Source organism: Geobacillus sp. YF-1, from assembly GCF_052692335.1.
In genome coordinates this window covers 985476-1011071 of sequence record NZ_CP199850.1, presented here as the reverse complement: position 1 = coordinate 1011071, position 25596 = coordinate 985476, and the positions used below count along the sequence as shown (strand labels likewise).

At 55.0% G+C, this 25596-nt stretch carries 27 protein-coding genes; 4 read left to right on the top strand and 23 right to left on the bottom strand.

What is annotated here, in order from left to right; all coding sequences use genetic code 11:
* Nucleotides 1–7: 7 nt before the first annotated feature.
* From ACTVIM_RS05085 to fadH, 6 genes are all read right to left on the bottom strand, one after another.
* Nucleotides 8–880: a LysR family transcriptional regulator gene (locus ACTVIM_RS05085; protein ID WP_445613881.1), complete on the bottom strand. Its 873-nt coding sequence runs from the start codon at nucleotides 878–880 to the stop codon at nucleotides 8–10.
* Between the two features lie 97 nt (nucleotides 881–977).
* A complete protein-coding gene (gene cbpB / locus ACTVIM_RS05080; RefSeq protein ID WP_033022081.1) occupies nucleotides 978–1454 on the bottom strand; it encodes a cyclic-di-AMP-binding protein CbpB in 477 nt (158 codons plus the stop codon).
* A 101-nt stretch (nucleotides 1455–1555) separates the two neighbouring features.
* Entirely contained in the window at nucleotides 1556–1753 is a 198-nt protein-coding gene (gene abbA, locus ACTVIM_RS05075; RefSeq protein WP_033022080.1) for an antirepressor AbbA, read from the bottom strand.
* Nucleotides 1754–2051: 298 nt separating this feature from the next.
* The gene (locus tag ACTVIM_RS05070; protein WP_445613880.1) at nucleotides 2052–2285 is read right to left on the bottom strand and encodes a hypothetical protein; all 234 of its coding nucleotides are present in this window, start codon (nucleotides 2283–2285) and stop codon (nucleotides 2052–2054) included.
* 50 nt (nucleotides 2286–2335) lie between these two features.
* Nucleotides 2336–3553, bottom strand: a complete 1218-nt coding sequence (locus ACTVIM_RS05065; protein WP_033022074.1) for an EAL domain-containing protein — start codon at nucleotides 3551–3553, stop codon at nucleotides 2336–2338.
* A 446-nt stretch (nucleotides 3554–3999) separates the two neighbouring features.
* Nucleotides 4000–4767, bottom strand: coding sequence for a 2,4-dienoyl-CoA reductase (fadH, locus tag ACTVIM_RS05060; protein ID WP_033022072.1), 768 nt, complete (start codon nucleotides 4765–4767; stop codon nucleotides 4000–4002).
* A 166-nt stretch (nucleotides 4768–4933) separates the two neighbouring features.
* On the opposite strand from fadH, the gene ACTVIM_RS05055 reads away from it, so the two are divergent.
* Together ACTVIM_RS05055 and ACTVIM_RS05050 are read left to right on the top strand one after the other, a co-directional pair.
* Nucleotides 4934–5083, top strand: coding sequence for a hypothetical protein (locus tag ACTVIM_RS05055; protein WP_445613879.1), 150 nt, complete (start codon nucleotides 4934–4936; stop codon nucleotides 5081–5083).
* A gap of 162 nt (nucleotides 5084–5245) precedes the next feature.
* Complete coding sequence (locus tag ACTVIM_RS05050; RefSeq protein ID WP_445613878.1) at nucleotides 5246–5680, top strand: YkyB family protein; 435 nt, start codon at nucleotides 5246–5248, stop codon at nucleotides 5678–5680.
* Between the two features lie 181 nt (nucleotides 5681–5861).
* On the opposite strand, the gene ACTVIM_RS05045 is transcribed toward ACTVIM_RS05050, so the two are convergent.
* From ACTVIM_RS05045 to corA, 5 genes are all read right to left on the bottom strand, one after another.
* Nucleotides 5862–7265, bottom strand: a complete 1404-nt coding sequence (locus tag ACTVIM_RS05045; protein WP_445614307.1) for a glycosyltransferase family 2 protein — start codon at nucleotides 7263–7265, stop codon at nucleotides 5862–5864.
* Entirely contained in the window at nucleotides 7265–8290 is a 1026-nt protein-coding gene (locus ACTVIM_RS05040) for a HEAT repeat domain-containing protein (protein ID WP_445613877.1), read from the bottom strand. The genes ACTVIM_RS05045 and ACTVIM_RS05040 overlap by 1 nt, the downstream gene beginning before the upstream one ends.
* Entirely contained in the window at nucleotides 8291–9922 is a 1632-nt protein-coding gene (locus ACTVIM_RS05035) for a diguanylate cyclase (protein WP_445613876.1), read from the bottom strand.
* A gap of 165 nt (nucleotides 9923–10087) precedes the next feature.
* Nucleotides 10088–10738 carry a glycoside hydrolase domain-containing protein gene (locus ACTVIM_RS05030; RefSeq protein WP_445613875.1) on the bottom strand — a complete coding sequence of 217 codons (651 nt, stop codon included), beginning with the start codon at nucleotides 10736–10738 and terminating at the stop codon, nucleotides 10088–10090.
* A 68-nt stretch (nucleotides 10739–10806) separates the two neighbouring features.
* Nucleotides 10807–11799 carry a magnesium/cobalt transporter CorA gene (gene corA / locus ACTVIM_RS05025; RefSeq protein ID WP_445613873.1) on the bottom strand — a complete coding sequence of 331 codons (993 nt, stop codon included), beginning with the start codon at nucleotides 11797–11799 and terminating at the stop codon, nucleotides 10807–10809.
* A 198-nt stretch (nucleotides 11800–11997) separates the two neighbouring features.
* Here corA and ACTVIM_RS05020 point away from each other — a divergent pair, with 198 nt between their 5' ends.
* Nucleotides 11998–12225: an IDEAL domain-containing protein gene (locus ACTVIM_RS05020; RefSeq protein ID WP_033022062.1), complete on the top strand. Its 228-nt coding sequence runs from the start codon at nucleotides 11998–12000 to the stop codon at nucleotides 12223–12225.
* Nucleotides 12226–12380: 155 nt separating this feature from the next.
* Nucleotides 12381–13538: an aminotransferase A gene (locus ACTVIM_RS05015; protein WP_445613872.1), complete on the top strand. Its 1158-nt coding sequence runs from the start codon at nucleotides 12381–12383 to the stop codon at nucleotides 13536–13538.
* Between the two features lie 467 nt (nucleotides 13539–14005).
* Here ACTVIM_RS05015 and ACTVIM_RS05010 read toward each other — a convergent pair whose 3' ends face one another.
* From ACTVIM_RS05010 to odhB, 12 genes are all read right to left on the bottom strand, one after another.
* Nucleotides 14006–14980: a quinone oxidoreductase family protein gene (locus tag ACTVIM_RS05010; protein ID WP_033022058.1), complete on the bottom strand. Its 975-nt coding sequence runs from the start codon at nucleotides 14978–14980 to the stop codon at nucleotides 14006–14008.
* Entirely contained in the window at nucleotides 14977–15759 is a 783-nt protein-coding gene (locus ACTVIM_RS05005) for a 2-phosphosulfolactate phosphatase (protein ID WP_445613871.1), read from the bottom strand. The genes ACTVIM_RS05010 and ACTVIM_RS05005 overlap by 4 nt, the downstream gene beginning before the upstream one ends.
* 9 nt (nucleotides 15760–15768) lie before the next feature.
* Entirely contained in the window at nucleotides 15769–16827 is a 1059-nt protein-coding gene (locus ACTVIM_RS05000; RefSeq protein WP_445613870.1) for a phosphotransferase family protein, read from the bottom strand.
* Between the two features lie 103 nt (nucleotides 16828–16930).
* Complete coding sequence (locus ACTVIM_RS04995; RefSeq protein WP_033022050.1) at nucleotides 16931–17500, bottom strand: TetR/AcrR family transcriptional regulator; 570 nt, start codon at nucleotides 17498–17500, stop codon at nucleotides 16931–16933.
* A 36-nt stretch (nucleotides 17501–17536) separates the two neighbouring features.
* Nucleotides 17537–17866 carry a hypothetical protein gene (locus ACTVIM_RS04990; RefSeq protein WP_445613869.1) on the bottom strand — a complete coding sequence of 110 codons (330 nt, stop codon included), beginning with the start codon at nucleotides 17864–17866 and terminating at the stop codon, nucleotides 17537–17539.
* A gap of 135 nt (nucleotides 17867–18001) precedes the next feature.
* Entirely contained in the window at nucleotides 18002–19621 is a 1620-nt protein-coding gene (locus ACTVIM_RS04985) for a long-chain-fatty-acid--CoA ligase (RefSeq protein ID WP_445613868.1), read from the bottom strand.
* A gap of 26 nt (nucleotides 19622–19647) precedes the next feature.
* Nucleotides 19648–20430, bottom strand: a complete 783-nt coding sequence (locus tag ACTVIM_RS04980) for an SDR family oxidoreductase (RefSeq protein ID WP_445613867.1) — start codon at nucleotides 20428–20430, stop codon at nucleotides 19648–19650.
* 19 nt (nucleotides 20431–20449) lie between these two features.
* Entirely contained in the window at nucleotides 20450–21661 is a 1212-nt protein-coding gene (locus ACTVIM_RS04975; protein ID WP_033022047.1) for an acyl-CoA dehydrogenase, read from the bottom strand.
* A 364-nt stretch (nucleotides 21662–22025) separates the two neighbouring features.
* Nucleotides 22026–22892, bottom strand: a complete 867-nt coding sequence (locus tag ACTVIM_RS04970; RefSeq protein ID WP_445613866.1) for an NAD(P)-dependent oxidoreductase — start codon at nucleotides 22890–22892, stop codon at nucleotides 22026–22028.
* Between the two features lie 132 nt (nucleotides 22893–23024).
* Nucleotides 23025–23810 carry an SDR family oxidoreductase gene (locus tag ACTVIM_RS04965; protein WP_324697014.1) on the bottom strand — a complete coding sequence of 262 codons (786 nt, stop codon included), beginning with the start codon at nucleotides 23808–23810 and terminating at the stop codon, nucleotides 23025–23027.
* A gap of 84 nt (nucleotides 23811–23894) precedes the next feature.
* Nucleotides 23895–24116, bottom strand: coding sequence for a hypothetical protein (locus ACTVIM_RS04960; RefSeq protein WP_445613863.1), 222 nt, complete (start codon nucleotides 24114–24116; stop codon nucleotides 23895–23897).
* Nucleotides 24117–24318: 202 nt separating this feature from the next.
* A complete protein-coding gene (odhB, locus tag ACTVIM_RS04955) occupies nucleotides 24319–25593 on the bottom strand; it encodes a 2-oxoglutarate dehydrogenase complex dihydrolipoyllysine-residue succinyltransferase (RefSeq protein ID WP_445613862.1) in 1275 nt (424 codons plus the stop codon).
* Nucleotides 25594–25596 lie beyond the last annotated feature (3 nt).

Here is a 25596-nt window from a genome sequence, read left to right as displayed (position 1 = left end):
CATAAATTCACGGGACAAAACGGCGCAGCACCTTTTCGAAGGCTTGTACTTGCGGAAGCTGCCACGCCGCTTCCGAGCTGATCAGCCACGTATCTCTCGTCATCGGCTCACCGCGCTTATTTTTTAACGGGATCATATGAACAACATATTGTTCGCGGTCATCTAAAGCGATTTCCGGTAAAATCGCATAACCAACGCCATGATAAGCGAGCTGTTTGCACGTTTCAATTTGATCAACCATCACCGTGCGCGCCGGCAAAGCTTGAAATTGTTCATGCCACCATTGTTGAATATGCAGCGAATAAGTCGAATCACTTTTAAATTGAATGAACGGGCGCTCGGTGTGGCGCAGCTGCTCCAAATCGTGAATTTCTTGGTCGACCAAATAGAGCTGATCGCTAAATAGCCGCGTCGCGATCCCGCTCCAGTTCGGCTCTCCGCGAACAATCCCAAGCTGAAACCGATTTTCGTACATATGGCTCAGCACTTCGCTTGTCCATCCCGTCGTCAACGAAACGTTGACATCCGGATATAATTTGATGAATGTTTTTAAAACGGGGGGCAGCCAATGCTGGGCAACAATGGACGTGACCGCTATCGTTAACGTCCCGCTGATTTGTCCGACCCGTCGTTGGATCTCCTCTTTGACTCGCTTCGTTTTCTGCACGGTTTCTTTCGCCAGTTGGACGATTTTTTCCCCCTCTGGCGTTAACAGCAACCCTCGCTGGGACCGGATAAATATTTTCACATTCCAGCCCGCTTCGATCGCCTGCAGCCGTTGAGACAACGCCGACTGCGTCACATACAGCCGGGCGGCCGCTTTTCTCATATTCAATTCTTCCGCCAAAACGGCGAGGATTTCATACTCTGAACTGTTCAAAACGATCCTCCTTTTCCTTTCCGCCTCGGCGGGGGACGATCGCCGAGGCGATGGTCGGAACAAACGATGACCATGTTGCAGATGGCGACTTTCTTGCTCATTGTTCAGCTTCTTTTCGGTCTGTCTTCCGGCCGCCGTTAGATTTATGCAGCTGTTTATTCAGTTGTTTCAATATCTCCCGGCGAGTGAAAATGCCTGCAAAGTAGCCATCGTCATTTTCGACGCAGACGAACGGATGGTTGACAATGAGCCCGATGGCTTTCGTCAGGCTGTCGGTAAGCCGCAGACGCGGAATGTTTCGGTTCATCACGTCTTCCACTTTCATCGTTTCGAGCCGTTCGAATTCGATGCGCTCCAATCCTAAAATCGCATCCATGATCATCGTTATGCTGATCAGCCCTTGCAGCTTGTAGGATGTATCCAACACCGGAATCGCTGAATAACCGGTTTTAGTGAGAACGAGCAGCGCGTGATCCAAATAGTTTTCCGGCTGGACATGCGCCACTTTATCCGCAGAAATAAGAAATGGTTTGACTGTCATAGGAATTGCCTCTTTGTCTTTCAACCATGTCATACCGTTGTTCCGCCTTTCTCTGTTTGTCTTCTCCTCTCCCTCATCATCATATCATAAAAAAGACTATCGCTTCTTGCCAAGCGATAGCGCGAGACAATCTTTTACGCTTCTTCAGTAAACAGACGGTCATATAAGCGCAACAGCTGCCGGTATCGTTGTTCATCGGCTTTTTTATCACCGTTTTCGATATCCGCCAGCTCGGAACGGACGAGCTCTAGCGCATATTGCTGACTGAACAACACGTCAAGCAACAGCATCGCTTCCTCGCCCGACAGCTCCGGCGGCAGCCGCTTGGCCATCTCCATTCCCCCTTTGCCTCTTCCGCTTCCATATATATTCGCCGGCCACGAAAAAAAGTCATGGAAAAAAGCGTCATGTAGAGGCAAACAGAAAGAGGGTGTCCCAAGGATCGGGATCCCTCTTTCGTTGCACTATATACGTGCTGGCTGCCTCTGCCGCACGATCGGTTGTGCCGATCGTGAAAATACCTGCCGTTCGAAAATGGGCAAAGGGATTTTCATCCTTCTGATGATGACGAAATTGTTTCGTCAAGGAATTCATCTTGAAGACGTCAACCTTTTGGGCCAGCCTCTTTGTTCAATAAGATCGGAGCGCCAAATACCCGATGGCAAACGCGGCGAGCAAAGCAGCGAGCACGTAGGCGAGAAGCATCGGATTGCGCAAATAAGCATGTTCCTCCACCGGTTTCGGAATCGGCCCGTCAAGCTCCCCTTGCCAGCGCTGCTGGCGGCCAAGGCGAACTGTATAAACGAATCCGATCACTGCAATCAAGACGGACAAAATCGATAAGACAAAGGCAAGCTGTGCCATCTTCGTTCACCTCATCTATACTTTGCCGCACCGAGGAGATTTTATACGGTTTAATAATGAGCATCGTGCTCAAACAAATAGCTGTACGACAAGTCGATGAACAAATAATGGCGCTCATCGATCGGGTACGAATACGTCCGAATCGTTTCGCCCGTTTCGATGTCCGTATACAAATCGGACAAAATGCCTCTTCGGCGCGAGCGCATCCGAATAATGTTTTCCAAAAAATACGGGCGCCAGCTCCAATTTTTCATATAGTACTGCGGCTCCAATGTCCAGCGCCCATCGCGCTTGAACATATTGCCCGACTGCTGAAAGCCGTCTTCATCACAAACGTAAATGCGGAAGCAAACGTCATCCAGCTCATCGGCCAACAGTGAAATGAGTTCGTTGAAGCCGCCCGCTTTTTTGTATTTGCCAAGCAGCGCAGCAATTCGTTGCTGAAACTGTTCGGAAATGTGATACAGCGTCTCAAGCTTTTTCTTTTCCTGCTGAATGAAGCGATGGCACTCTTTTCGCAGCAAGTCTTTCAGCAAATCGCGCGGCACGACTTCAGGCCCCGGTTTTGCCAAATAATATCCTTGATAATAGCGGCCGCCATGCCGCCAAGCGTATTGGAGCTGAAAGGAAGTTTCGATATCCTCATACAACAGCGTCGCTCCGATTTTGCGCGCTAGCAACGAAATGGAGTGAACGATTTCTTGGTAAGCTTGGTGGACCGATGTTTTCCGCAATTCGTGCAAATCGATTTTTAAAATGTCAGGCGACAACACGCCGATTCGCTCGAGATGAATGCTATGTTCGGCGATATTGTCAACCGCCACGCGAATGCCGTAGGTGCGAATGTACGTCAACAGGTGGCTGAGTTGATCCAAATCGCCTTTAAAATGCTGCTCGTTGATTTCCAACACGATGCGGTCAAGCGCCAGCCCTTTGGCTTGATAAGCAAAAAGCAGCTGCAAAAACGATTCGCCGCGGTCAAGCATCAACAAATTGGCGTCACGGTTGAAAAAGATGAGCAGGGCTTCGTCATCGAGCGACAAAAAATAATCAAGCGCCTTTTTAGTAATCACATCATCGACTTCCATGCGAAACTCTTCCGGAATCGTCTCATCGTGGAAAAACGGACCGAGGCTGACCGGCCCTTCCTCGGTTTGAAAACGCCCGAGCACTTCATATCCGATGACTCCATGCTCATCGGCGCTGAAAATCGGCTGGTAGTGCGGAACGACTTGCGACAAGTTGGCCATCACGTCTAATGCATCCATTTGCGCTCACCTCATTCTCGTCGACCATCTCTGCTTTTATTATAGCACAACGGCTTCGTCGTTCCTGACGGAAAAACAGCGACCTGAACAGACTGTCCTCCTCCCCACCAAACTCGAAACAAAAAGCCTCCCATCCGTTGCGACAAAAAGGATGAGAGGCACGGTTTGGACGCGGATCCGCGCGCTGTCAGCGCGCCGTCGCTTTCGCTTAGCGCTCACCCGCCACCTGCGCTTCGCTTGGAGGCGGAAGCTTCAAGCGGCTTGTGCGTGTTGGCCAAACGGCAAGCCGCACACAAGAACCCTTTACGCTTTCCTTCGCTCGGAAGCGTCCGTTCGAACAATAACCACATCGGTCGGCAATCGTCAACCGACATGTATCCCCCACCTCCTCATTGGGCGTTGTCCCGTCCATTCCTTGAGGTGGGAGGCTTCGGTCGGAAATGACGTTAAAACGGCCGTCGATTGAGCCATTGGCCGCCGTCGACGGTGATGCAAGCGCCGTTGATGTAAGCGGCTTCATCAGAAAGCAGAAACGAAGCGACCGCCGCGATTTCTTCCGGCGTTCCGAGCCGCCCGAGCGGCACGCTTTCCAACGTCATCCGCTCCGCTTCTTCCGACTCCCAAAGACGTTCCGCGCCTCCGGTGCGCTCAATCGGCCCCGGAGCGATGGCGTTGACGCGAAACCCGTATTTTTTCCCCCATTCGACCGCAAGCGTGCGCGTCATCGCCAACACCCCGGCTTTGGCGCAGGCGGAATGAATGACTCCGGCGCCGGCATGCCACGCGTACGTCGCGATGATGTTGATGATGTTCCCTTTCAAACCGCGCTGAATCCAGTAGTTTCCCACTTCCCGACTGCAGTAAAACGTGCCGTTTAACACGATGTTGATGACGCTGTTCCAACCGTTGATCGACAGCTTTTCCGCCGGACAAATAAAGTTGCCGGCCGCGTTGTTGACGAGGGCATCAATGCGGCCAAACTCGGCGTCAGCCCGCGCGACCATGTCGGCGACTTGCTCCGGGTTGCGCACATCCATCGGGACGGCAAGCACACGCCCGCCGCCGGGCGTTTCCATTTCCCGCTTCGCCTCTTCCAGCGCTTCCGCCCGCCTTCCCGTAATGACGACGTCCGCCCCTTCAGCGACAAACCGCTTCGCCATATACTTGCCCATTCCGCTCGACCCGCCGGTCACAATGACGACCTTTCCATTCATCGTTTTTCCCCTCCTGTGAGTGATGATTCATTCATATTTTCATCATACTACATAATCATTGAATATTCGATATTTTTCTCTGGTTGTCCTTCTCTTTCCTTTTTCGTTATAATAAAACTGCTTATGAAAGGACGGCGACATTATGCCTCACATGGAACCAACCTATATGAACCGACGCGCGTTTTTCAAAAAAGGGGCGCGCACTGGCCCCACGGCCGCATTGACGGCGTCTTCCTCCTTTGGCGACGCGCGCTGGAGTGCCGCTCGGTTTCTCGCCCCGCCGGAACTGACCGTTTTTTCGCTCGCCTGCCGGTGAGCGTTGGCGAGTCAGTGATCGAAAGCCGCTCAAAGAAAGAGGGGACATAGCGGCTTTTTGGGTCGCAAACGAACAAACGCCGTCGTTGCCCGTCCCTTTCGAAAAAGAAGCCAAGCCGGGCGTCCGTATGCTATAATAGAAAGAAAAAAAGGAGATATGCCGATGAAACCATTGCAATTGTCGGTCGACAATATCGCCAAAGCCATTTTTACGGTCAACCGCCACGCCAAAACGGCATTAAACCCTTCGTTTCTTTATCTGCTCAAGAAAAAAGCCATCGAAAAACTGCTCGCAGAAGGCAAGGCAAAAAAGGTCGGCCTCCATTTTTCCCGTAACCCAAAATACAGCCAACAGCAGTCGGATGTGCTCGTTGCCGTCGGCGATTACTATTTCCACATCCCTCCGACGAAACAAGATTTCGCCGTCCTCCCACATCTTGGCGCACTCAATGATTCGTACCGCAATCCTCCGGCTCGCATGCCTTTGTCGGAAGCCAAGGCCATTCTCATCGCCTACACCGGATTGAACGAGCCGTTGGAGCGGACCCCAAAACGGGCGACCAAACCCGTGTTTAGGCGGCTCGGCGACCGCTATTGACCAAAGAACGCTCTCAATGCCCATCGCGATGACAGACCGCTTTGCTCAGACTCCCCTCCGTTCATGTCCTTGATTTCCGATGAAAAAAGGGGGTCCCGCTGCTTGGGACACCCTTTTCTTCATGGCGGGGAATTCACGAACCGAACCGTAAACCATGCCAGCGGCAACACCTCAAGTCCGATTAAGCGGACACCCCTTTTCGTTTCATGCTTCCCCATTGCTTTTGCCGGCGAAACGCATCGATGATCCCTTCGCACCGCCACCATGCGGTCAACGGACGGTACCAAAACGTCTCCGTCAATGAAAAGAAAAACAGCCGAACCAAATCCGAGACGTTCGGAAACTTCCGCTCCGTCCATTCCTCAAGCAGCACTGCGGCCGCTGACAAAAGCGAGCCATACAAAACAGAAACAGTCAACAAAAGAAGAGCAAACTCGATGTAGATGGTGCCGAAACACAATGAAAGGATGATCACTATATACCCCACCAGTTCAACGACCGGGCCAAGAAGCTCAATAACCCAAAAATACGGGAGCGACAAAAGGCCGATCGAGCCGTATTTCGGATTGAACAACAAGGCGCGATGCCGCCACAGACTCTCAAGCAGCCCACGATGCCAACGCCGCCGCTGCTTCCGCAAATCGCGGTACGTTTCCGGCGCCTCTGTCCAGCAAACGGGATCTGGGATGTAGATGATTTTTTTCGGCTCGTTTTTTTCCCGGGCCAGCCGATGCAGACGGACGACCAGCTCCATATCTTCACCGGCTGTGTCGGCATACCCTCCAGCCTCAATCACCCACGGTTTGGAAAAGACGCCAAACGCCCCGGAGACGATCAGCAGCAAGTTATGACGACTTAAACCAAGGCGGCCGAGCAAAAACGCCCGCAAATATTCAATCGTCTGCATCACTACGAGCGGCTGCCGCGACAACCCAACCTTGACAATCTCACCGCGTTCAATCTGACAGCCGTTGGCGACCCGAATCGTCCCTCCGGAGGCGATGACCTCGCCATCGGATTCGAGCATTGGCTTCATCACTTTCAAAAACGCGTGCCGTTCCAAAACCGAATCGCCGTCAATGGAACAAATATACGGATAGCGGGCAGCGTTGATGCCGGCATTCAGCGCGTCAGCCTTCCCCCCGTTTTCCTTGTCAAGAACAAACAAATGCGGATAAGCCGGCGATTGATAAATCGCTTTGACTTCTTTTGTCGCCAGTTGGCGGCGAATGACGCGATAGACCGGGCGAAGTTCAAAATGTTCGATCAGCCGCTCGAGCGTCCGGTCTGTGGAACCGTCGTTAATGACGATCACCTCGTATTGCGGATATTCAATGGCGAGCAAGGAGCGAACCGAACCGACGATGCCGGCTTCTTCATTATAGGCAGGCACAAGAATGGACACCGGCTTGGCGTAGCTGGCTTCAAGCAGCTCTTCATACGGCTCCCAGTCGTCAAGCCGATGGAGGCGGCGCAAATGCCAAAACGACACGACAAGCAAAAACGTATAAAAAGCGACTACCCCGATCATATAAACAAGCACCGCGTTCCCAACGAACGATACAACCGACTGCCAGAACGCCATCATCCTTCCCCGCCTTCCAACCATTGTCGGGCCATATCGCGAGCATAACGGTCATCGGCTTGCTGAGCCGCCCGGTTCAACGCGATGCGGCCATCAGGGAGGCGCGCGAGAGCGGCAGCGGCCTCCGCACGAACCGCAAAGGAGCGGTCGGACAGCCGTTCATACAAAAGCGGAAGCAGCCGTTCTTCGCGGCATCGACCGGCAAGGCGGGCGGCCATCAACCGTTCCTGCCAGTGCGGGGAACTTAGATGGTGCGCGAGCTGACGCGCATGAAGCGGCGCGCCGATTTCCGCCATGGCCTTGAGCGCGCGGACACGGATTTCCAGCTCTTCCGATGCCAGCCGCTCTTGCAAAAACGACTGTTCCTGACGGCGGCGGATGCCGATGATGTCGATCAATGCATATTGGCCTGCCGGCGGGAGCTCGGCAAACCGCCTTTTTACTTGTTGGAGCAGCCTTTCGCTCATATGGCCAAAAATGACGCGGTACGCAAATTCCGTCAGCTCATGTTTCGGTTGAAGCACGTACACAACAACCGGGCGGTAATCAAATTTGGCGAAAATCGTCAAAATTTTTACCACTTCCCCTTTGGTAGCGATCCGGGAGCGATACAGCCGCTCGATGTCGGCTAGCAGCGCCTTCATCTGCAAATCCTCAATGAAAAACAGCGCGTTCATTCTCTCTCCCCAATGTCGACTTGCCAACCGGCGGCGCAGCCAGCCTTCAAAATATTCTTCGGCAAACGCCCGAATCCTTGCCTGCACTTGCTCCCCTTTCAACAGCGCGGCAAAATCGTCCAGCAGCTCAAGCAGCGCCTCTCGTTCCAGCAAAGAAGCCGGCCAAGGGGGCTGTTCCTCGTCGCCAAGCAAGTAGCGGAGCAACGGAAGCCGAAGCTGTTCCTTGCCAGCGCACAGCGCCGCTTGGCGCCGGTTTTCCCGCCGCTTGCGCACCATCAAATACGCAAACACCGCGGTCAACGTCCCAAACAAAAAGAAGGTGAGGGAAACGGCAATCTTCAGCGCCATTTACGAATCGAGCCCCCTCAGCAGCCGGCGCAGCCGCGCCTCCAGCTCAAGCCATTTGAACGGCTTGGTCACATATTCATCCACCCCGCGCTCCAACGCATGGGCAATTTCCCGCTCATCGTGGCGCGATGTCAACATCATCACCTTGCATCGCTTCCGCTCTTGGCGGAGGCGTTCAAGCACCTCTAGACCGTCCATTTTCGGCATCACCCGGTCAAGAATCACAATGAACCGCCGACCGTCTCGGTACAGCGGGGACTGCAAAAAGGAAAGCCCGTCGCCAAACTCCTCAACGTCCACTTCCCGCTGTTGTTCAGCCGCCAACTTGCGAACAAGATCAGCAATGACCGCCCGCGCCAGTTCATCATCATCGACGATGGCCACCGCCCACCGCCGCCCGCTCGTTCGCCGGCGCTGGCTTCGCTCTTGGCCGCCATCGTGAGGGGCGGACGGCGCGCCAGCTTCCTCGATGCGATTGCCGCCCTTCTTTTTCGCTTCGTACAACGCGGCATCAGCGAGACGCAGCCAATGATCGAGCGATTCATCAGCTTGATCGCATTCCACCAAACCGGCAGAAAACGTGCACGACAGCCGGAACCCGTCAGCTACGATTTCTTCGCCTTCGAACTGGTGCCGCAGACGCTCAAGCACCGCCCGCGCTTCCTGTTTCGACGTTTGGGCCAGCCAAACGATGAACTCTTCCCCGCCAAAACGAATGACGGTATCCAAGCCGCGCGTATGCTGAAGGAGCACATCAGCCAGTTTCTTTAACACGGCGTCGCCGGCCAAATGGCCGAAGCGATCGTTGATCTGTTTGAAATGGTCGAGGTCTAGGAGCGCTAAACAACTCGGCGTGCCGGAACGTTCCAAATCGCTGCGGAGGCGGGCATACACGCGCGGCAAATATTTCCGGTTATAGACGCCTGTCAATTCATCTACCAATACAAGCTCATCAATTTTTCTCTTTTTTTCGATCAACCGGCGGATGCGGATAAACAGCTCATCGGCGGCCGTCGGGGTCACGACATCATCGGCGCCGAGCTCATAGCATTTCAACTGCGTCTCTTTCCGCCCATCGGCGCTGATGACCACAACGGGAAGATACGGGTGCCGTCCGGCGTTCTCCAACAAACTAGCCAACGCAGAAGGTTCCCCGTCTTCCTCGCTAAGACTGACCACGAGGCAGTCCGGACTAAGACAAATGATCGAAGCCGCCGCCTGCTCGAGCGACGGCACCGTGAGCAGCCGCCATGGCGCGGCATCCAGCGCGCGGCAAAGATACGTAAAAAACAGCGGATCATTTCCGCACAGGAGGATCGTCGCTTCCGATTCCTGTTCGCTTTTGATGAGAGGGAGCGGAAAGGGCGTTTCCTTCTCTTCATAGAAACAGCGAAGAAGAGGAGCGATTTCCACCAGCGCTTCTTCAGCCGTCCATTCCTTCTCTTTGCCGCTGTTCACCTGACGGCTCAACCGTTCGGCCTCGGCGGCGATGTCAGGCCGTCCGATCACGGTTGCCGCCCGGCCAACGGCGCGCAAAAACCGGGCGAATTCCCGGCTGGTCAGCGGTCCCGCCTTCCATCGTTCGTACTGCTCCTTCATGCGTGCCAATAACAACGCGGTCGATCGATCCACGCTCCCCCTCCTTTCCGACTATATGTCTGCGTCCAATCGCCAATCCGTCCTTTTTCCTATTACTAATATAATCGATCTGAAGCAAAACATGAAAGAAAATAAACTCAAAACCGCTCCACTTTTCACCGCCATACAAAAAGCCGCTGCTGTCGGCAACGGCTTCGCTCAATACAAAAAATCAAGCAGGCGGCGGTCAGCCAAATTCGTATCGACCGGACACACCTCCGCGTCGCGCCCGTACTGCCACACCCAGACATTGGCGCTGCAAGACGGGGCGGCCGGCTGGTATCGGGGCGCTTTTTGCTCTTTCGTCGCCCCCGGCCTTGGTGCGGCGCTCCAAATGACCGCTTGCACGGCCACTTGGTTGTTCCGGCTGACCGCCTCACAATAAGCGGCAGCAAAGTCCCCTTTCGTCGGGTCAGCGTACAGCCCCGGCCGGTACCCGGTCGGATAGAGCGTTTCCACCCAAGCGGCGATCCAAGCAGCGTCTACGGCGAAAAAATCTTCAATGTTGGCAAACAGCAGCTTGTTTTTCGGAATGCCGAGCCGTCGCGCATGGAACACCGCATTGCGCGCGGCCACCTGTCCGCTCGCATAGCCGACCGCCTCGCGAAACGCATTGTAAATGGGCAACACTTTGATGCCGTCGTTGCGGATGCGCGTGATTTCCTCCCGTGTCAACCCTTCCGATACGTTTGGAACCCGAACTAAATAACGGCCCCAAAATTTCGGAGCGCCTAGCTCGGTCCGGACGCATTGCAACAGTTGCTCCGTAACAGACTGAGCCGAGTCGACTCCCCAAATTCCCTTTGCCACCCGTTTCCCTCCTTTGCGATCGCATCGCTATAGCTATGTATATGAAGGGAACCGCTTGGCTTATACGGCTAGGGGCGCCGCTTCCGTTCTTCATCCGCCCAGTCGCTCTTGAGCAGCTGAAACCAACCGTTGCGTTTAAACCAAACGAACATCGTCATGCCGATTACGGCCATGATCACTAATACGGCGAAATAGCCGTATTTCCAACGCAGCTCCGGCATATAGTCAAAGTTCATCCCATAAATGCCAGCGATGAAGGTAAGAGGCATGAAAATCGTCGTGATGGCGGTAAACGTCATCATAATATTGTTCATCCGATTCGAGTTGAGCGACAAATAGCTGTCGCGGATGTCCGCGGTAATTTCCCGGTTCGTCTCAATCATTTCCGACAGCTTGAGCAAATGATCGTAAATATCATGGAAATACAGCTGCCGCTCCTTCATGCGCTGCAGCCGGTCGGAATGGGTGATACGGTACAATAAGTCGCGCATCGGCACAATCGTCCGCCGCAGTTTTGACAAATCGCTGCGAATGTCGAACACTTTTTCAATGATGTCATGAATCGGTTCGTTGTTCGTATTCTCCTCTAAATCGTTCAGCACGTCTTCAATATGGTACAACGGCGGAAAATAATCGTCAACGAGTTTGTCAATGAGCCGATACATCACATGAAACGGTCCCTGCTGAACATCCGCCTCATGTTTGAGCCGCTCCCACACTTCATCGACCGCGTGGATGGCCGACTTATGAAACGAAACGATGAAATTTTGTCCGACAAACAAATCCACTTCCTCAGCCTCGAGCGTCATCCCAGCGATCGCATGGAGAACGACAAACAAGTAGCGGTCGTAAAAATCGAGCTTCGGCCGCTGCACATATTCCAAGCAGTCTTCAATCGCGAGCGGGTGAAAGCGAAAAAACGACGCGAGCAGCTCCGACTCCTCATCCGTCGGCTCATGAAAGTCGACCCAATACCAAGAAACGTCCGGACTGTTGACCATCGTAAGATCTACCCCAGCCAAAATCTCAAATTCTTTTGTCACGATACATGTGCGAATCATTTCCATCACCCTGCCATTGTTTCTTCTCTTTATCATAACCGAAAAGTCTGTTATCGCCCAAGAAAAAACGGGTATTCAAATCATGTAGAGAAAAAATTGACAAAAAATATTTATCTAAATTTTCTTTACATTAGCTTCAAAAACGAGGATAATATAAAAAAGGGAACCATTTCGTTCCCGTATAGGAGGGAATCAACGATGTACGAAAAACAATATCCAAACGAAGGCGCCGTCTTGTTCAACCAACCGGAAGAAAAAAGCAGCTACGGACCGATCGCCGAACAGGTGCTAAACGAAGCGATTTTCCAATTTCAGCGAAAAAAATTAATGGAGCAAATCGACGAGGCGCTCGCCGCCGGCAACAAGCCGCTGTTTTTGCAGCTTTCCGCCCAATACAATGACTTGTTGAAAAAATACGGCGCGTAAAAGGAGCGAACGAAATTGGAGTGTGAATCATCCATCGCAACGTAGGCCCCCTTTCCGTCTGCGGAAACCACCCAAACGGAAATGGGGCTGATTTTCGTTTTTCCGTTTGCGTTGAACAATGATACAATAGAGAAAAAAAGAAAGGTGGACACGCCATGAAACACCTCATTCAGCCACGCGTCCAATCCATCCAAATATCAGGCATCCGGCAGTTTTTCAACCTCGTCGCCGGCCGACCAGGAGTGATCTCACTGACGATCGGCCAGCCCGACTTTCCAACGCCCGAACATGTCAAAACCGCCGCCCAGGAAGCGATCGCCGCTGATTTCACCACGTACACCGCCAACGCCGGGCTGCTCGAACTGCGCCAAGCGGCTTGCCAATTCGTTGCTAACAAGTACGGCCTCCGCTACACGCCGGACGAAGTGATCGCCACCGTCGGCGCCAGCCAAGCGCTTGATATCACGTTCCGCACCATTTTAGAAGAAGGGACGGAAGTGCTCCTTCCCGCACCGGTCTATCCCGGCTATGAGCCGCTCATCCGTTTGTGCGGGGCAAAACCGGTGTACATCGACACAAGGCCAAACGGGTTCCGTCTGTCGGCTGAGCTCATTGCGCCTTATTTGACAGAAAAGACGCGCTGCGTGATCCTTCCCTATCCATCCAACCCAACAGGGACGGCGCTGTCGGCTGAAGAGCTGGCCCGCATCGCTTCGCTTTTGAAAGGACGGCCGATTTGGATCGTGTCTGATGAAATTTACAGCGAGCTCGTCTATCGCGGACGCCACCGCTCGATCGCCGAATGGCTGCCGGAGCAGACGATCGTCATCAACGGCTTAAGCAAATCGCACTCGATGACCGGTTGGCGCATCGGTTTCGTCTTCGCCCCGGCGTTCGCCGTTGAACAAATGATCAAAGTGCACCAGTACAGCGTCTCGTGCACATCATCGATCAGCCAAAAAGCGGCGCTCGAGGCGCTCACCGCCGGCAAAAACGACGCCGAGACGATGCGCGCCGCCTATCTGGAGCGGCTTGAGTACGCCTACGGTCGTCTGACCGCCATGGGGCTGCCGGTGGAAAAGCCGGACGGGGCGTTTTATTTGTTTCCGTCGATTGCCGCCTTTGGCATGTCTTCGTTCGATTTCGCCCTCGATGCCGTCGAAAACGCCGGCGTCGCCCTCGTTCCCGGCAGCGCCTTTTCCGACTACGGTGAAGGCCACGTCCGACTGTCGTACGCCTATTCGCTCGATGTGTTAAAGGAAGGACTCGATCGGCTCGAGCGGTACATTCAACAAAAACGGCGGCGGCCGTAATGGGCGCGATCCACACCGGTTCTTTTTTAACATAATTGCGAAAGAAGTCTCCCACTTCAAGCAAAGCGAAGTGGGAGTAGTTCACGGCTTGTTCCTCCTAACAGCCAAAACAGAGGCTAGTCGATACATCGCGAAAAGGCCGGTGAAAAACGGTTGTTTCTTTTAAGCAATGGGGAATCGTTTGACAGACGATCCTAATGCGACAAGGCTTTTCTATTGGAGAAACGGGCTTGATCAGCGGCTTGCTCTCTTCAATGACCGGTCTCCTAAGAGGCCGGTGGGGTACTCGTGCTTTTCCATCTCATTTCTCAACGAGAAAAACCTTGTTGCATCGGTCTGTTTTTTCACTCATTTGATGAAGGGAAGCAGCGACGTTTCACCAACCTTCTAAACGTAGCTGGCGGATGCCGACTACGTTCAGGAAGTTGCGGGTGTCCAGCTCCGTGTCTGGACACCCTTTTCGTTCCTTATGGCACAAGCAGCAGCTTGCCGTGCGTTTTCCGCTCTTGAAGAAGTTTGTGTACCATCGGCGCCTGCTCAAGCGGGTAGACGCCGCCGATCGTCAGCTGCAAGCTCCCGTCTTGCACCCATGAAAGCAATTCGCGCAAACTTTGTTCGTACAGCGCCCGCTTTCGCATGATTTGCGGCAAAAAGAAACCGATGACGGACCAGTTTTTCGCCATGAGACGAACCGGATTGAGACGCGTCATCTCCCCGCTCGCCGCCCCGTAGACGACAAGACGGCCGAACGGAGCGAGGCAATCGAGCGTCTGATGAAAAACATCGCCGCCCGCCATTTCCAAGGCGACATCGATGCCGCGGCCACCGGTCGCCTCCATCACGTCCGCGGCCCAGCTGTCTTTTGTATAATCAATGGCAACATCAGCGCCAAGCTGTTGGGCGAGCGCCCGTTTTTCCTCCGTACTCGCCGTGGCGATGACCGTTTTGGCGCCGAACCGTTTCGCCAGCTGGACGGCGATCGTTCCAACGCCGCCGGCGGCGGCGTGAACGAGCACGGTTTCTCCTTCCTCTAAGCGGCCCATCGTTTTGAGAATATGGTAGGCGCTCAGCCCTTGCACCGGCAAAGCCGCCGCCTGCCGGGCATCCATGCCGTCCGGAAGCGGCACGACCGCCCGCTCGTCAACAGCGACACACTCGGCGTAGCCCCCCGACTCAATCAACGCGACGACGCGCTGCCCTGGACGGACCGTTTGCACCTCCGGACCAACCTCGCAAACAACGCCGGCCACCTCCGTCCCCGGTATGAACGGAAGCGGCGTCGGCACCACGTAGCGCCCTTCCCGCCGGGCTGTATCGGCATAGTTGACACCGATCGCTTCGGCTTCGATCAATACTTGCCGACCTGTGGGCTTCGGGCGTTCTCCTTCGCAAACACGCAAGACATCGGGCCCACCGTATTCAACGAATTGGACAAATTTCATGACGATATCCCCTCTTTCATGAATCTTGTTGGCGCGATATCGCGCAGCTCCAAACCGAACGATCCTCGTTCAAGTTTCGGAACGGAAGAAAGCGCCCCGTGCCGGTTAATGTAATCCACTTCTGATTCCAAACCGTACGCCGCCATCCAGCGGCCGACGCGCGAGGCGAACAATACTTCTTTCGCCCTTTCTTCCCCCGAATATTGCCGGTAAAAGAGCCATGCGGCCATCGCGCTGTCGGACAGCTTGGCCGCATCGATCCCTTGCTCGACGAGGCAATGCACGAAATAGCCGGCGCCGTAAAAGTCTTCGAGGCAAAAACGACCCGACGAGCCGGAGCAGATGGCGATAATCGTTTTGTCGCGATGCCATCGGCAAACATGCTCGCTGACCGCCGGGCTGTTCAGCAAACTCGCCGTGTATACCGCGCTCGCCGACTGCGCTTTATGAACCGCCACCGTGCCGTTGGTCGTCGACAACACGACCGTTTTTCCCGGACAGATCGTTTGCAAAAACAGCGGCGCCGGAGGATGGAAGCCATCGATCGTCCGTCCCTCCCATTCACCGACGAGCTCATAACTTTTCTCGGGCAAGTGAATCGCGACCGCCTTCGCCTCCTCGGCGTCGCGGACCGGGATCACCGAACGAGCGCCGGCCGAAAGCGCGGCGGCAATCGATGAGGTGGCAAGCAAAATGTCAAACACAACAGCAACTTTCCCATCAGCGAGCGCCGTCTCATCAATGTCTTCCTTGCGCAGCACGACATGCACGTTCGTCATCACGCTGCCTCACCGTCCCGTCGCCAGCTGCCATGCATGCTCGATAAGCGCTTCGACAAACTGGCCGAAATGGCGAAACCGCTCATCGTTCGTCTGCCCGCGGCGATAACGATAATAAATTTGCTGGCAAATGACCGCTAATTTAAAGTAGGCGAACGTCAAATACACGTGCACGTCGGACACATCGCGGCCGCTTTTTCTCGCGTACGCGTCAATAAACTGTTCGCGCGTGTAAAATCCAGGCCGGACGGTGGCCGGTGCGCGACCAAATCCATTTTTCACCAGCGGCGGATCATCCTCTTCAATCCAATAGCTCATCGCCACCGCCAAATCGGCCAGCGGATCGCCGACGGTCGACATTTCCCAGTCAAACAAGCCGACCATGTTAGTGATATCATCTTTCGCAAACATAGCATTGTTCAGCTTAAAATCGTAATGAATAACCGTCGCCTCCCGCTGCGGCGGAATGTGGGAAGCGAGCCACTTCGTCAGCGCCTCAGCCGCTGGAACATCGTCGGTTTTCGCCCGCTCGTACCGCTGAATCCATCCGTGCACTTGCCGCTCCATAAATCCTTCCGGCTTGACCATGTGCACCAACCGCGTTTTCGTATAATCGATTTGATGGATGCGAACTAACGTCTCGACCATCGTTTCGGAAATGCCGCGGCAGACGTCTTCTGTCGGCACAACGCCGGCCGGAAAATCGTCGTCAATGACAACGCCATCACGCCGCTCCATCACGAAAAAGGGGCTGCCGATGATCGACTCATCGTCACAAAAATACAGCGGCTTCGGCGCCAGCGGAAAGAGCGGATGGATTTCGGCAAGCCATGTGCTCTCCCGCTTCATATCATGCGCTTTCGGCGGCACCGGGCCAAGCGGCGGCCGGCGCAGCACCGCCTCCCACTCCCCGCAGCGGAGCAAATACGTCAAATTCGAGCGGCCGGCGGAAAATTGCCGAATCTCCAGCTCCCCATCCGGCATGTCCGGCAGCACTGAGCGCAAAAACGCGGCCAATTTTCCAACCGGCAATTCTTCCCCTTTGCGCACCGGAATAATGGCGCTCATTTCCCTCTCCCCCTTTTGGCGAGCGCGTTTTGTTTGGTCAAACATCGACAAACGAGCGACATGAACGGCGACCTTGACTTCTATGGCGGACGCATAGTGCTTGTTAAGACGCCGGCCCCATCCCATCGATCAAAATGGTGATCATCTGTTTGGCCACTTCCGCATCAGTCAGCCCGCCGTCCGGGCGAAACCAATGGTAACTCCAATTGGCCGCCCCGAGCACCGTGAGCGCGGCAATCGATGGCGACAAATCGCGGCGCAGTTCGCCGCTTTTCATTCCATCCTCAATTAACGCCTGCAGCTGATAGCGAAACAAATCGCGCTTTTCCTTCACTTTTTGCAAATGCTCCTCGTTCAAATGTTTCATTTCGCGGAAAAAAATGCGCGCTTGCCGCCCTTGGCGCTCAACGTTGTGAATAAGCATATACACAATGGCATACAGCTTTTCCCGCACCGATCGCCGCCCGTCATTGATAATGCGCTGCTGTTCGCGAAGCAGCCCTTCAATGTAGCGAAGATGAATATCCATCAGCAGCTCTTCTTTGCTTTTGAAATAATAGTAAAACGTCCCTTTCGTTACCCCAAGCGCGTCGACAATATCTTGAATCGACGTTTCGCTGAACCCGTTTTGCTCAAACAATTCAATGCTGGCAGCGATAATCTTTTCCCTCATGTTCTCCCACCTCTTGCCCTGCGTCATCACTGCCAGCTATTGTACCATAAAATGGCCCGTCTTGCCTAAAAGGCTGGTGATAAAATGATGGATACCGCTTTGCCGTATCGTTTTCACAGAAAGTTCCACGGGCAACGTTTTGCCCTCCGTCCCGGTATGAAAATCAACGCTTGCCGACGAGATTTTCACAGAAAGTTCCATAGGCAGCGCAACCTGCCTTCCACCTAGGCATGAAAATCCACGCCAGTTCAGCATTTTCACCGAAAAGATCCATGGGCAATGGTTTGCCCTCCACCCGGGGATGAAAATCCGCGCCAGTTCGGCATTTTCACCGAAAAGCCTTGTCGCATCGATCCTGCTTTTCACGCGTTCCCCATCGCTGCTGGGAACCAGCGGTTGTTCGCACGATGAAGCGAGCAACATCTGCCGCGTTTTTCGCTCCGATCGAGGCAAGTAGCGGCTTTTCACCAGCCTTCTTGGCGTTAGCCGACAAAGGTGCCGTTATTGTGAGCGCGCCGCCTCCTCACGCAACGCGCGGCGCAAAATTTTCCCAACGTTCGTTTTCGGCAGCTCGGCGCGAAACTCGACGATGCGCGGCACTTTGTACGCCGCTAAGTTTTTCCGGCAATGGGCGATGATCTCTTCCTCGCTTGCCTGCATCCCCTCTTTTACGACGATGATCGCCTTCACCGTTTCGCCGCGGTACGGATCAGGCACTCCAACGGCCGCCGCTTCTCTCACCGCTGGATGCTCATACAACACTTCTTCGATTTCGCGCGGATAAATGTTGTACCCTCCCGCGATGATCAAATCTTTTTTCCGGTCGACGATCGTCACATACCCTTCCTCATCGATCGAAGCCAAATCCCCGGTGTACAGCCAACCGTCGCGCAGCGTCACCGCGGTTTCCTCCGGCATGTTCCAATACCCCTTCATCACTTGCGGCCCGCGGATAATGAGCTCGCCGACTTCGCCCGGCGGCAGTTCGCGCGTGCCGGTCGCCACATCGACGACTTTGTACTCAGTGAGCGGCATGCCGATGCCGACCGTCCCCGGCTTGCGCGCCGCAAACGGCGGGTTGCAGTGCGTCACCGGCGAGGCTTCAGACAACCCGTATCCTTCAAGCACAACCGCGCCCGTTTTCGCCTCAAAATCGCGCATGAGCTCCAGCGGCATCGGCGCGCTGCCGCTGTTGCACGTCTTGATGCTGCTGATGCCGTACTGCTCAACCCCGGGGGTGTTTGTGATGGCGACGTACATCGTCGGCACGCCGGGGAACACGGTCGGCTGCTTGTCGCGGATCGTCTCGAGCACTTCTTTCAGCTCAAAGCGCGGCAACAAAATGTTTTCCGCCCCTTGGTAAATCGCCAAGTTCATGCCGGACGTCATCGCGAATACGTGGAACAACGGAATGACGGTTAAATACCGCTCTTTTCCAAATTCAAACGTTCCTTTGAAAAATTCGGCGCACTGCAAGACGTTGGCGAAAATGTTGCGGTGGGTGAGCATCGCCCCTTTCGAGCGCCCTGTCGTTCCGCCTGTGTATTGCAGCACAGCGATATCATGCGCCGGCTCGATCGGCACCGGGCGCACTTGTCCATCCCCTTGGGCCAAAAACTGTTCAAACGTCAAATCGCCTTCAGCGAGCGGGACAGAAGCCGGCGCCCCGAACTGGACAGTGACCGCCCGCTTGACCGCCGTCTCTTGTCTCACGGCAGCTAGACGCGGATAAAGCGGCTCGTAAATGACGATCATCTCCGCTCCCGAATCATTGAGCAAGTAGGAAAGCTCGCGCTCAACGAGCATCGGATTCACTTGGGTGACGATGGCGCCCGCCTGCAAAATGCCGTAGTAGGCGATGACGTATTGCGGGCAGTTTGGCAGCATGATCGCGACCCGATCGCCTTTTTGCACTCCGAGCGCTTGCAGGCTGGAAGCGAAGCGGTTGACCGCCGCGGCGAGCTCAGCGTAAGTGATCGTTTGGCTGTAAAACGTCAACGCCGGCTGAGCGCCAAATTCCGCCGCCCGTTCATGGAGCACCTCGCACACCGTTTTGTTCGGAATCTCGATATGAAACGACACATGTTCCGGATAAAGAGACAACGCCCGTTTTTCGCTCATTATTTTTTTCCCCCTTCCATTTTGGATTACATTCCAGCAGCATGGCTGCCGCCATCAACGACAAGAAGCGCGCCGGTGACAAACGCGGAAGCCGGAGAAGCCAAGAACAGCACCGCGCCTTTTAAGTCATCGTCGCCGCCGAAACGGCCAAGCGGCGTATGCTCGAGCACTTTTTGGCCGACATGCTTCAGGACGACTTGGGACATTTTCGTCGGGAAAAAGCCCGGCGCTACCGCGTTGACGCGAATGCCGTGTTTTCCCCATTTGGCGGCCAAATCTTTCGTAAACGTAATGACCGCCCCTTTGCTCGTGTTGTAGCCGATCGTATTCAAAATGTCCGGATGCGTGCCGCCAAGACCGGCGACCGACGCGATATTGACAATGGCGCCGCCCGTTTGTTTGGCGATCATCACCTTGCCGACCGCCTGGCTCATCAAAAATGTGCCGGTGACGTTGACGTTGAGCACCTTCTGCCATGCCTCAAGCGGCATTTCCTCGACCGGCGCCCCCCACGTCGCCCCGCTGTTGTTGACTAAAATGTCGATGCCGCCGAACTCGTTGACGGTCGTTTCCACAACATGTTTGACGTCCTCCGGATTCGTCACATCGCACCGCAATGCGAGCGAACGGACGCCGAGCTGTTCGAGCTTTTCTTTCACCTGCTCGCACGCCTCAACCTTGCGCGAGCAGACGACGACGTTCGCTCCGGCTTCAGCGAGGCCGATGGCGATTTGCTCACCGAGCCCGCGCCCACCGCCCGTCACGATGGCCGTTTTTCCTTCGATTTTGAATAAATCCAGCACATGCATAAGCTCCTCTTCCTCTCCCTTATGGTTGGTATTGCCGCAATTCAAGCTTCGCCACTTGCTCTTTATGCACTTCGTCCGGCCCGTCAGCCAAACGAAGCGTGCGCGAGTTCGCCCACATGGCGGCAAGCGGAAAATCGTTGCTCACCCCGGCGGCGCCAAACGCCTGAATGGCGCGGTCGATGACGTTGAGCGCGACATTGGGCGCGACCACTTTGATCATCGCAATTTCTTTGCGCGCCACTTTATTGCCGACCGTATCCATCATGTACGCCGCCTTGAGCGTCAACAGGCGCGCCTGCTCGATCTCGATGCGCGACTGGGCGATCCACTCGCGGATGACGCCGTGCTCGGCGAGCGGTTTGCCGAACGCCACCCGCGACTGCACGCGGCGGCACATCAGTTCAAGCGCCCGCTCCGCCGCCCCAATCAAGCGCATGCAATGATGGATCCGCCCCGGACCGAGCCGGCCTTGGGCGATGGCGAACCCTTTTCCTTCGCCCCAAATGATGTTTTCCTTCGGCACGCGCACATGGTCATACGTAATCTCCGCATGCCCGTGCGGCGCATGGTCAAAGCCGAACACCGGCAGCATCCGTTCGATTTTCACGCCCGGCGTATCAAGCGGAACGATGATCATCGACTGCTGTTCATGTTTTGGCGCATCGGGGTTCGTCTTTCCCATGACGATGGCGACTTTGCAGCGCGGGTCGCCGGCCCCAGATGACCACCATTTCCGTCCGGTGATGACATACTCATCGCCGTCGCGAACGATCGAAGCGCGAATGTTCGTCGCATCGCTCGACGCCACATCCGGCTCCGTCATCGAAAAGCACGAGCGGATTTCTCCGTTCAAGAGCGGGATGAGCCACTTTTTCTTTTGCTCCTCGGTGCCGTAGCGGACGAGCACTTCCATGTTGCCGGTATCGGGCGCATTGCAGTTGAACACTTCCGGGGCGATGAGCGAGCGACCCATGATTTCGCAAAGCGGCGCGTACTCGACATTCGTTAATCCCGCGCCGTATTCGCTGTCTGGCAAAAACAAATTCCAAAGCCCTTCTTTTTTCGCCTTTTCCTTCAATTCTTCGATGATCGGCGGCACGCCGGCCCATCTCGACTCTTGGGCGTTCAGCTGCTCCTCATACACCTTCTCGTTCGGATAAATGTACTCTTCCATGAAAGCGCTTAATTTTTTGATCAACTCTTTCACTTTGGGCGAATAGGAAAAGTCCATCTGCTCCCCTCCTTTTATACTAACCGGTTGGTATGTCCCCTTACTACTACTATACCTTGCCAAGAAACAATATTCAATATTTTTTGACGAATAATCACTGCACTCTCCGTCGGTCTGAACGGCTTTTCCCACGCCAACGCCGGCCTTCTAGCAGGACCGGGATTGAATCGAACATCCCGCTTCCGAGCATCGTTTCCCTCATCGAAAAACCTCGTAGCATCCGGTTTTCGTTTTCACCCGTTTGCTCATGGTCGGGAAAAACCGCTGGTGTTCACCAGCTTACTAGCGGCCAAACAGCAGCAAGCCCTAGCGTTCGTCGCGCCTTAGGGGCAACGGACGCTAGGGCAGCCCAAAACGCGCGCCATCATTCTGACGCGTACCGTTTGTACAACGCCTGCGTGCCGCTGTTTTCCTCGCCGGCTTGTGCCAGCTCCTCGTAAAGCCGCTTCGCAAGCGCTAAGCCCGGCAGCGGCAAGTTCATCCGCTCCGCTTCTTCAAGGGCAATGTTCATATCTTTGAGGAAATGCTTCACGTAAAATCCGGGGGCAAAATCGCCAGCGAGCATGCGCGGCGCCAAGTTGCTCAGCGACCAGCTGCCGGCCGCCCCTTTAGCGATACTTTCAAGCACTTTGAATGGATCAAGACCAGCCCGCTTGGCATAGGCGATCGCCTCGCACACCCCGATCATGTTCGTGGCAATGGCGATTTGGTTGCACATTTTCGTGTGTTGGCCAGCTCCCGCTTTCCCTTGCAAAATGATGTTAGTTCCGAGCCGCTCAAGGATCGGCTTGCACGCCAAAAACACGTCTTCGTCACCGCCGACCATAATCGTCAACGTTCCTTCGCGCGCGCCGATGTCGCCGCCGGACACCGGCGCGTCCAACGCATGAATGCCTTTTCGCTTCGCCGCTTCGTAAATCGATTGCGCCAGCGTCGGCGTCGATGTGGTCATATCGATGACGTATGTTCCCGGCCGCGCGTTCTCCAAAATGCCGTCCTCACCGAAATACACTTGCTCAACATCACGCGGATAGCCGACCATCGTCATCACGACATCCGCCTCCCGGGCCAAATCAGCGACCGTTTCCTTCCATGCCGCCCCCTCTGCCAGCAAGTCGTTTGCCTTTTCTTTCGTTCGCGTATAGACGAGAAGGGGATAGCCTGCTTTTAGCAAGTGGCGCGCCATGCTTTTCCCCATCACACCAAGTCCGATAAACCCGATTGTTTTCATGTTGTTTCTCCCCTCCGATCCGCTTTGGCGGGTGTTGGTCAAGGGCGAGTCTAGCTTCTCCCCACCTATCCCCCATGCTCAATGGGATCGTGCAGATTTCATGACCGTTTTGACGCTACCGATCCGCTCGCCTTAGATGGCCTTCACCATGCCCCCATCGACAATGAGCGCCTGCCCGGTAACATACGAGTTCGCCTCTGACAGCAAGAAAACGACGATGTTGGCAAACTCTTCGGGAGTTCCGTAGCGACCGAGCGGAATGGCGCTTTTCATGCGCGCTTCCATCTCTTCTTTCGTAATGCCTAATTTTTCGGCGTTCACCTTGTCCAAAAAGGCGACCCGTTCCGTCGCGATTCGCCCTGGGGCCACCGTATTGATCAAAATGCCATCTCGGGCCAGCTCCCCAGCCAACGTTTTCGTCAGCCCGACGATGCCGGTGCGGAACGTGTTGGATAAAATCAAGCCCGGAATCGGCTCTTTGATCGATGAGGAGGCGATGTTGACAATTTTTCCGCCCTTTTTCTTTAAATACGGAAGCGCTTCGCGAATGAGCCGAATATAGCTCAATAAATTGAGCTCGAACGCATATTGCCAGTCTTCGTCGCTCACCGTTTCAAACGTCCCCGCGGGGGGACCGCCGGCGTTATTGACGAGCAAATCGATCGTCCCAAACGTCTCCACTGTTTTGGCGACCAGCTGGCGAATCTCGTCCGCTTTCGTCACATCGGTGCGCACGTAAGCGACGCGCCCCTTATGTAAACCGTTCAGCTCCTCAGCAACCTGCTGCAGTTTTTCTTCGCTTCGGCTCGTGATCATCACGTTCGCCCCTTCGAGCACAAGCGCCCGAGCGATTGCCTTGCCGAGCCCTTGGCTTGAGGCGGCAACCAACGCTGTTTTTCCCGCCAATCCAAGTTCCATCGTCATCCCCCCAAAAAAATCATCGCAAGTCATAATATTCGCGGCTATGCTCGATTTTCCTTCTTTCGCCCCGCGAAAAAGCGGTCACGACTCCCCTTCCATCAGTTCGCGAAACCGTTTCATCCCTTCTTCGGTTTTCACCTCATCGACATGAAACGGATGTGGATTCGCCGCTTGCATTGGATCGGCATCCGTCCGCACCCCAAGGGCCTCGGCACCGTCAGCGGTCGCATCGTTCACCACACTTTCGCGAACGCCATCACGGTAAAACACATGGGGGTGGTCATTCCGTCCTCGTTCTGGCATTGAATCTCCCTCCTTTTTTGGCAACTGTAGTTTTCCGTAAAACCAGCGGGATCATTCACCCTGCCGCCCCGCCGCTTCCTTCACCGCTTGGGCGTTCAAACAACGCGCCTGCGGTGCGCAGATTAAAGAGCGGCTCGCCCCATCCGTGTTTTATTCCGTTAAAACGAAGAGCCTGCGCGTTGCAGGCTCTTCGTTGTCAGTCTCAGCTTTCCAGCAGCAAGTCTTCCGGATTTTCGATCAAATCTTTCACCGTTTTTAAGAACCCAACCGCTTCCTTGCCGTCGATGATGCGGTGATCGTACGACAGGGCGACGTACATCATCGGTCGGTTTTCAATCCGTTCCTCATCGATGGCGACCGGGCGCAGTTTGATGGAATGCATTCCTAAAATGCCGACTTGCGGGCCATTTAAGAGCGGGGTCGACAGAAGCGAGCCGAACACGCCGCCGTTTGTGATCGTAAACGTGCCGCCTTGCAAATCGGCGAGCGACAGCTTGTTGCTGCGCGCTTTCGCCGCCAGCTCGGCGATATCGCGCTCGATTTCGGCGAAGTTTTTCCGGTCGCAGTCGCGCACGACCGGAACGACAAGCCCTTCGTCGGTCGATACGGCAACGCCGATATCATAATATTTTTTCAGCAAAATTTCATCGCCTTGAATTTCGGCATTGACATACGGATATTTTTTCAGCGCTGCCACGGCTGCTTTGACGAAAAACGACATGAAGCCGAGGCGCACGTCATGCTCTTCGAAAAATTTGTCTTTTTTCCGTTTGCGCAGCTCGATGACGGCGGACATATCAATTTCGTTAAACGTCGTCAACATCGCCGTCGTTTGCGTCACTTCGAGCAGCCGTTTGGCGATCGTTTGCCGACGGCGCGACATTTTTTCGCGGATAACCGGCTTGCCGCTTTCCGGAGTTGGCGTCGAAACGGATGGCGCCGTCGGAGCCGGTTGCGGCGCCGCTTGCGGCATGGCGGCCGACTGAGCGGCAAACGAAGCTACATCTTGCTTGCGGACGCGCCCAAGCGGATCAACGGTCGGCACTTGCGTCAAATCAATGCCTTTTTCGCGCGCCATTTTCCGCGCCGCCGGCGAAGCGATCGGGCGCTGTCCTGGCGCTTGGGCGACAGCGGCCGGCTGCGGCTGCGCCGCCTGTTGGTCCGCGCGGGCGTCCGGCATGGCCGGCTCCGTTTCAGCGGCCGGCTGCGATGCCGCTTGCGGGGCGGCCGCTGGGGCTGCTGCTCCTTCACCAATAACGGCGATCGCTTGGCCGACGGCGACCGTGTCGCCTTCATTTGCCAACAGCTGCTGCAAAACGCCCGACTCTTCGGCCATGATTTCAACGTTCACTTTATCCGTTTCCAACTCGCAAATCGACTCGCCTTTTTCCACGTAGTCGCCCGGCTTTTTCAACCATTGAGCGATGGTGCCTTCGGTGATGGACTCTGCTAGTTCCGGGACTTTGATTTCAGCCACGTT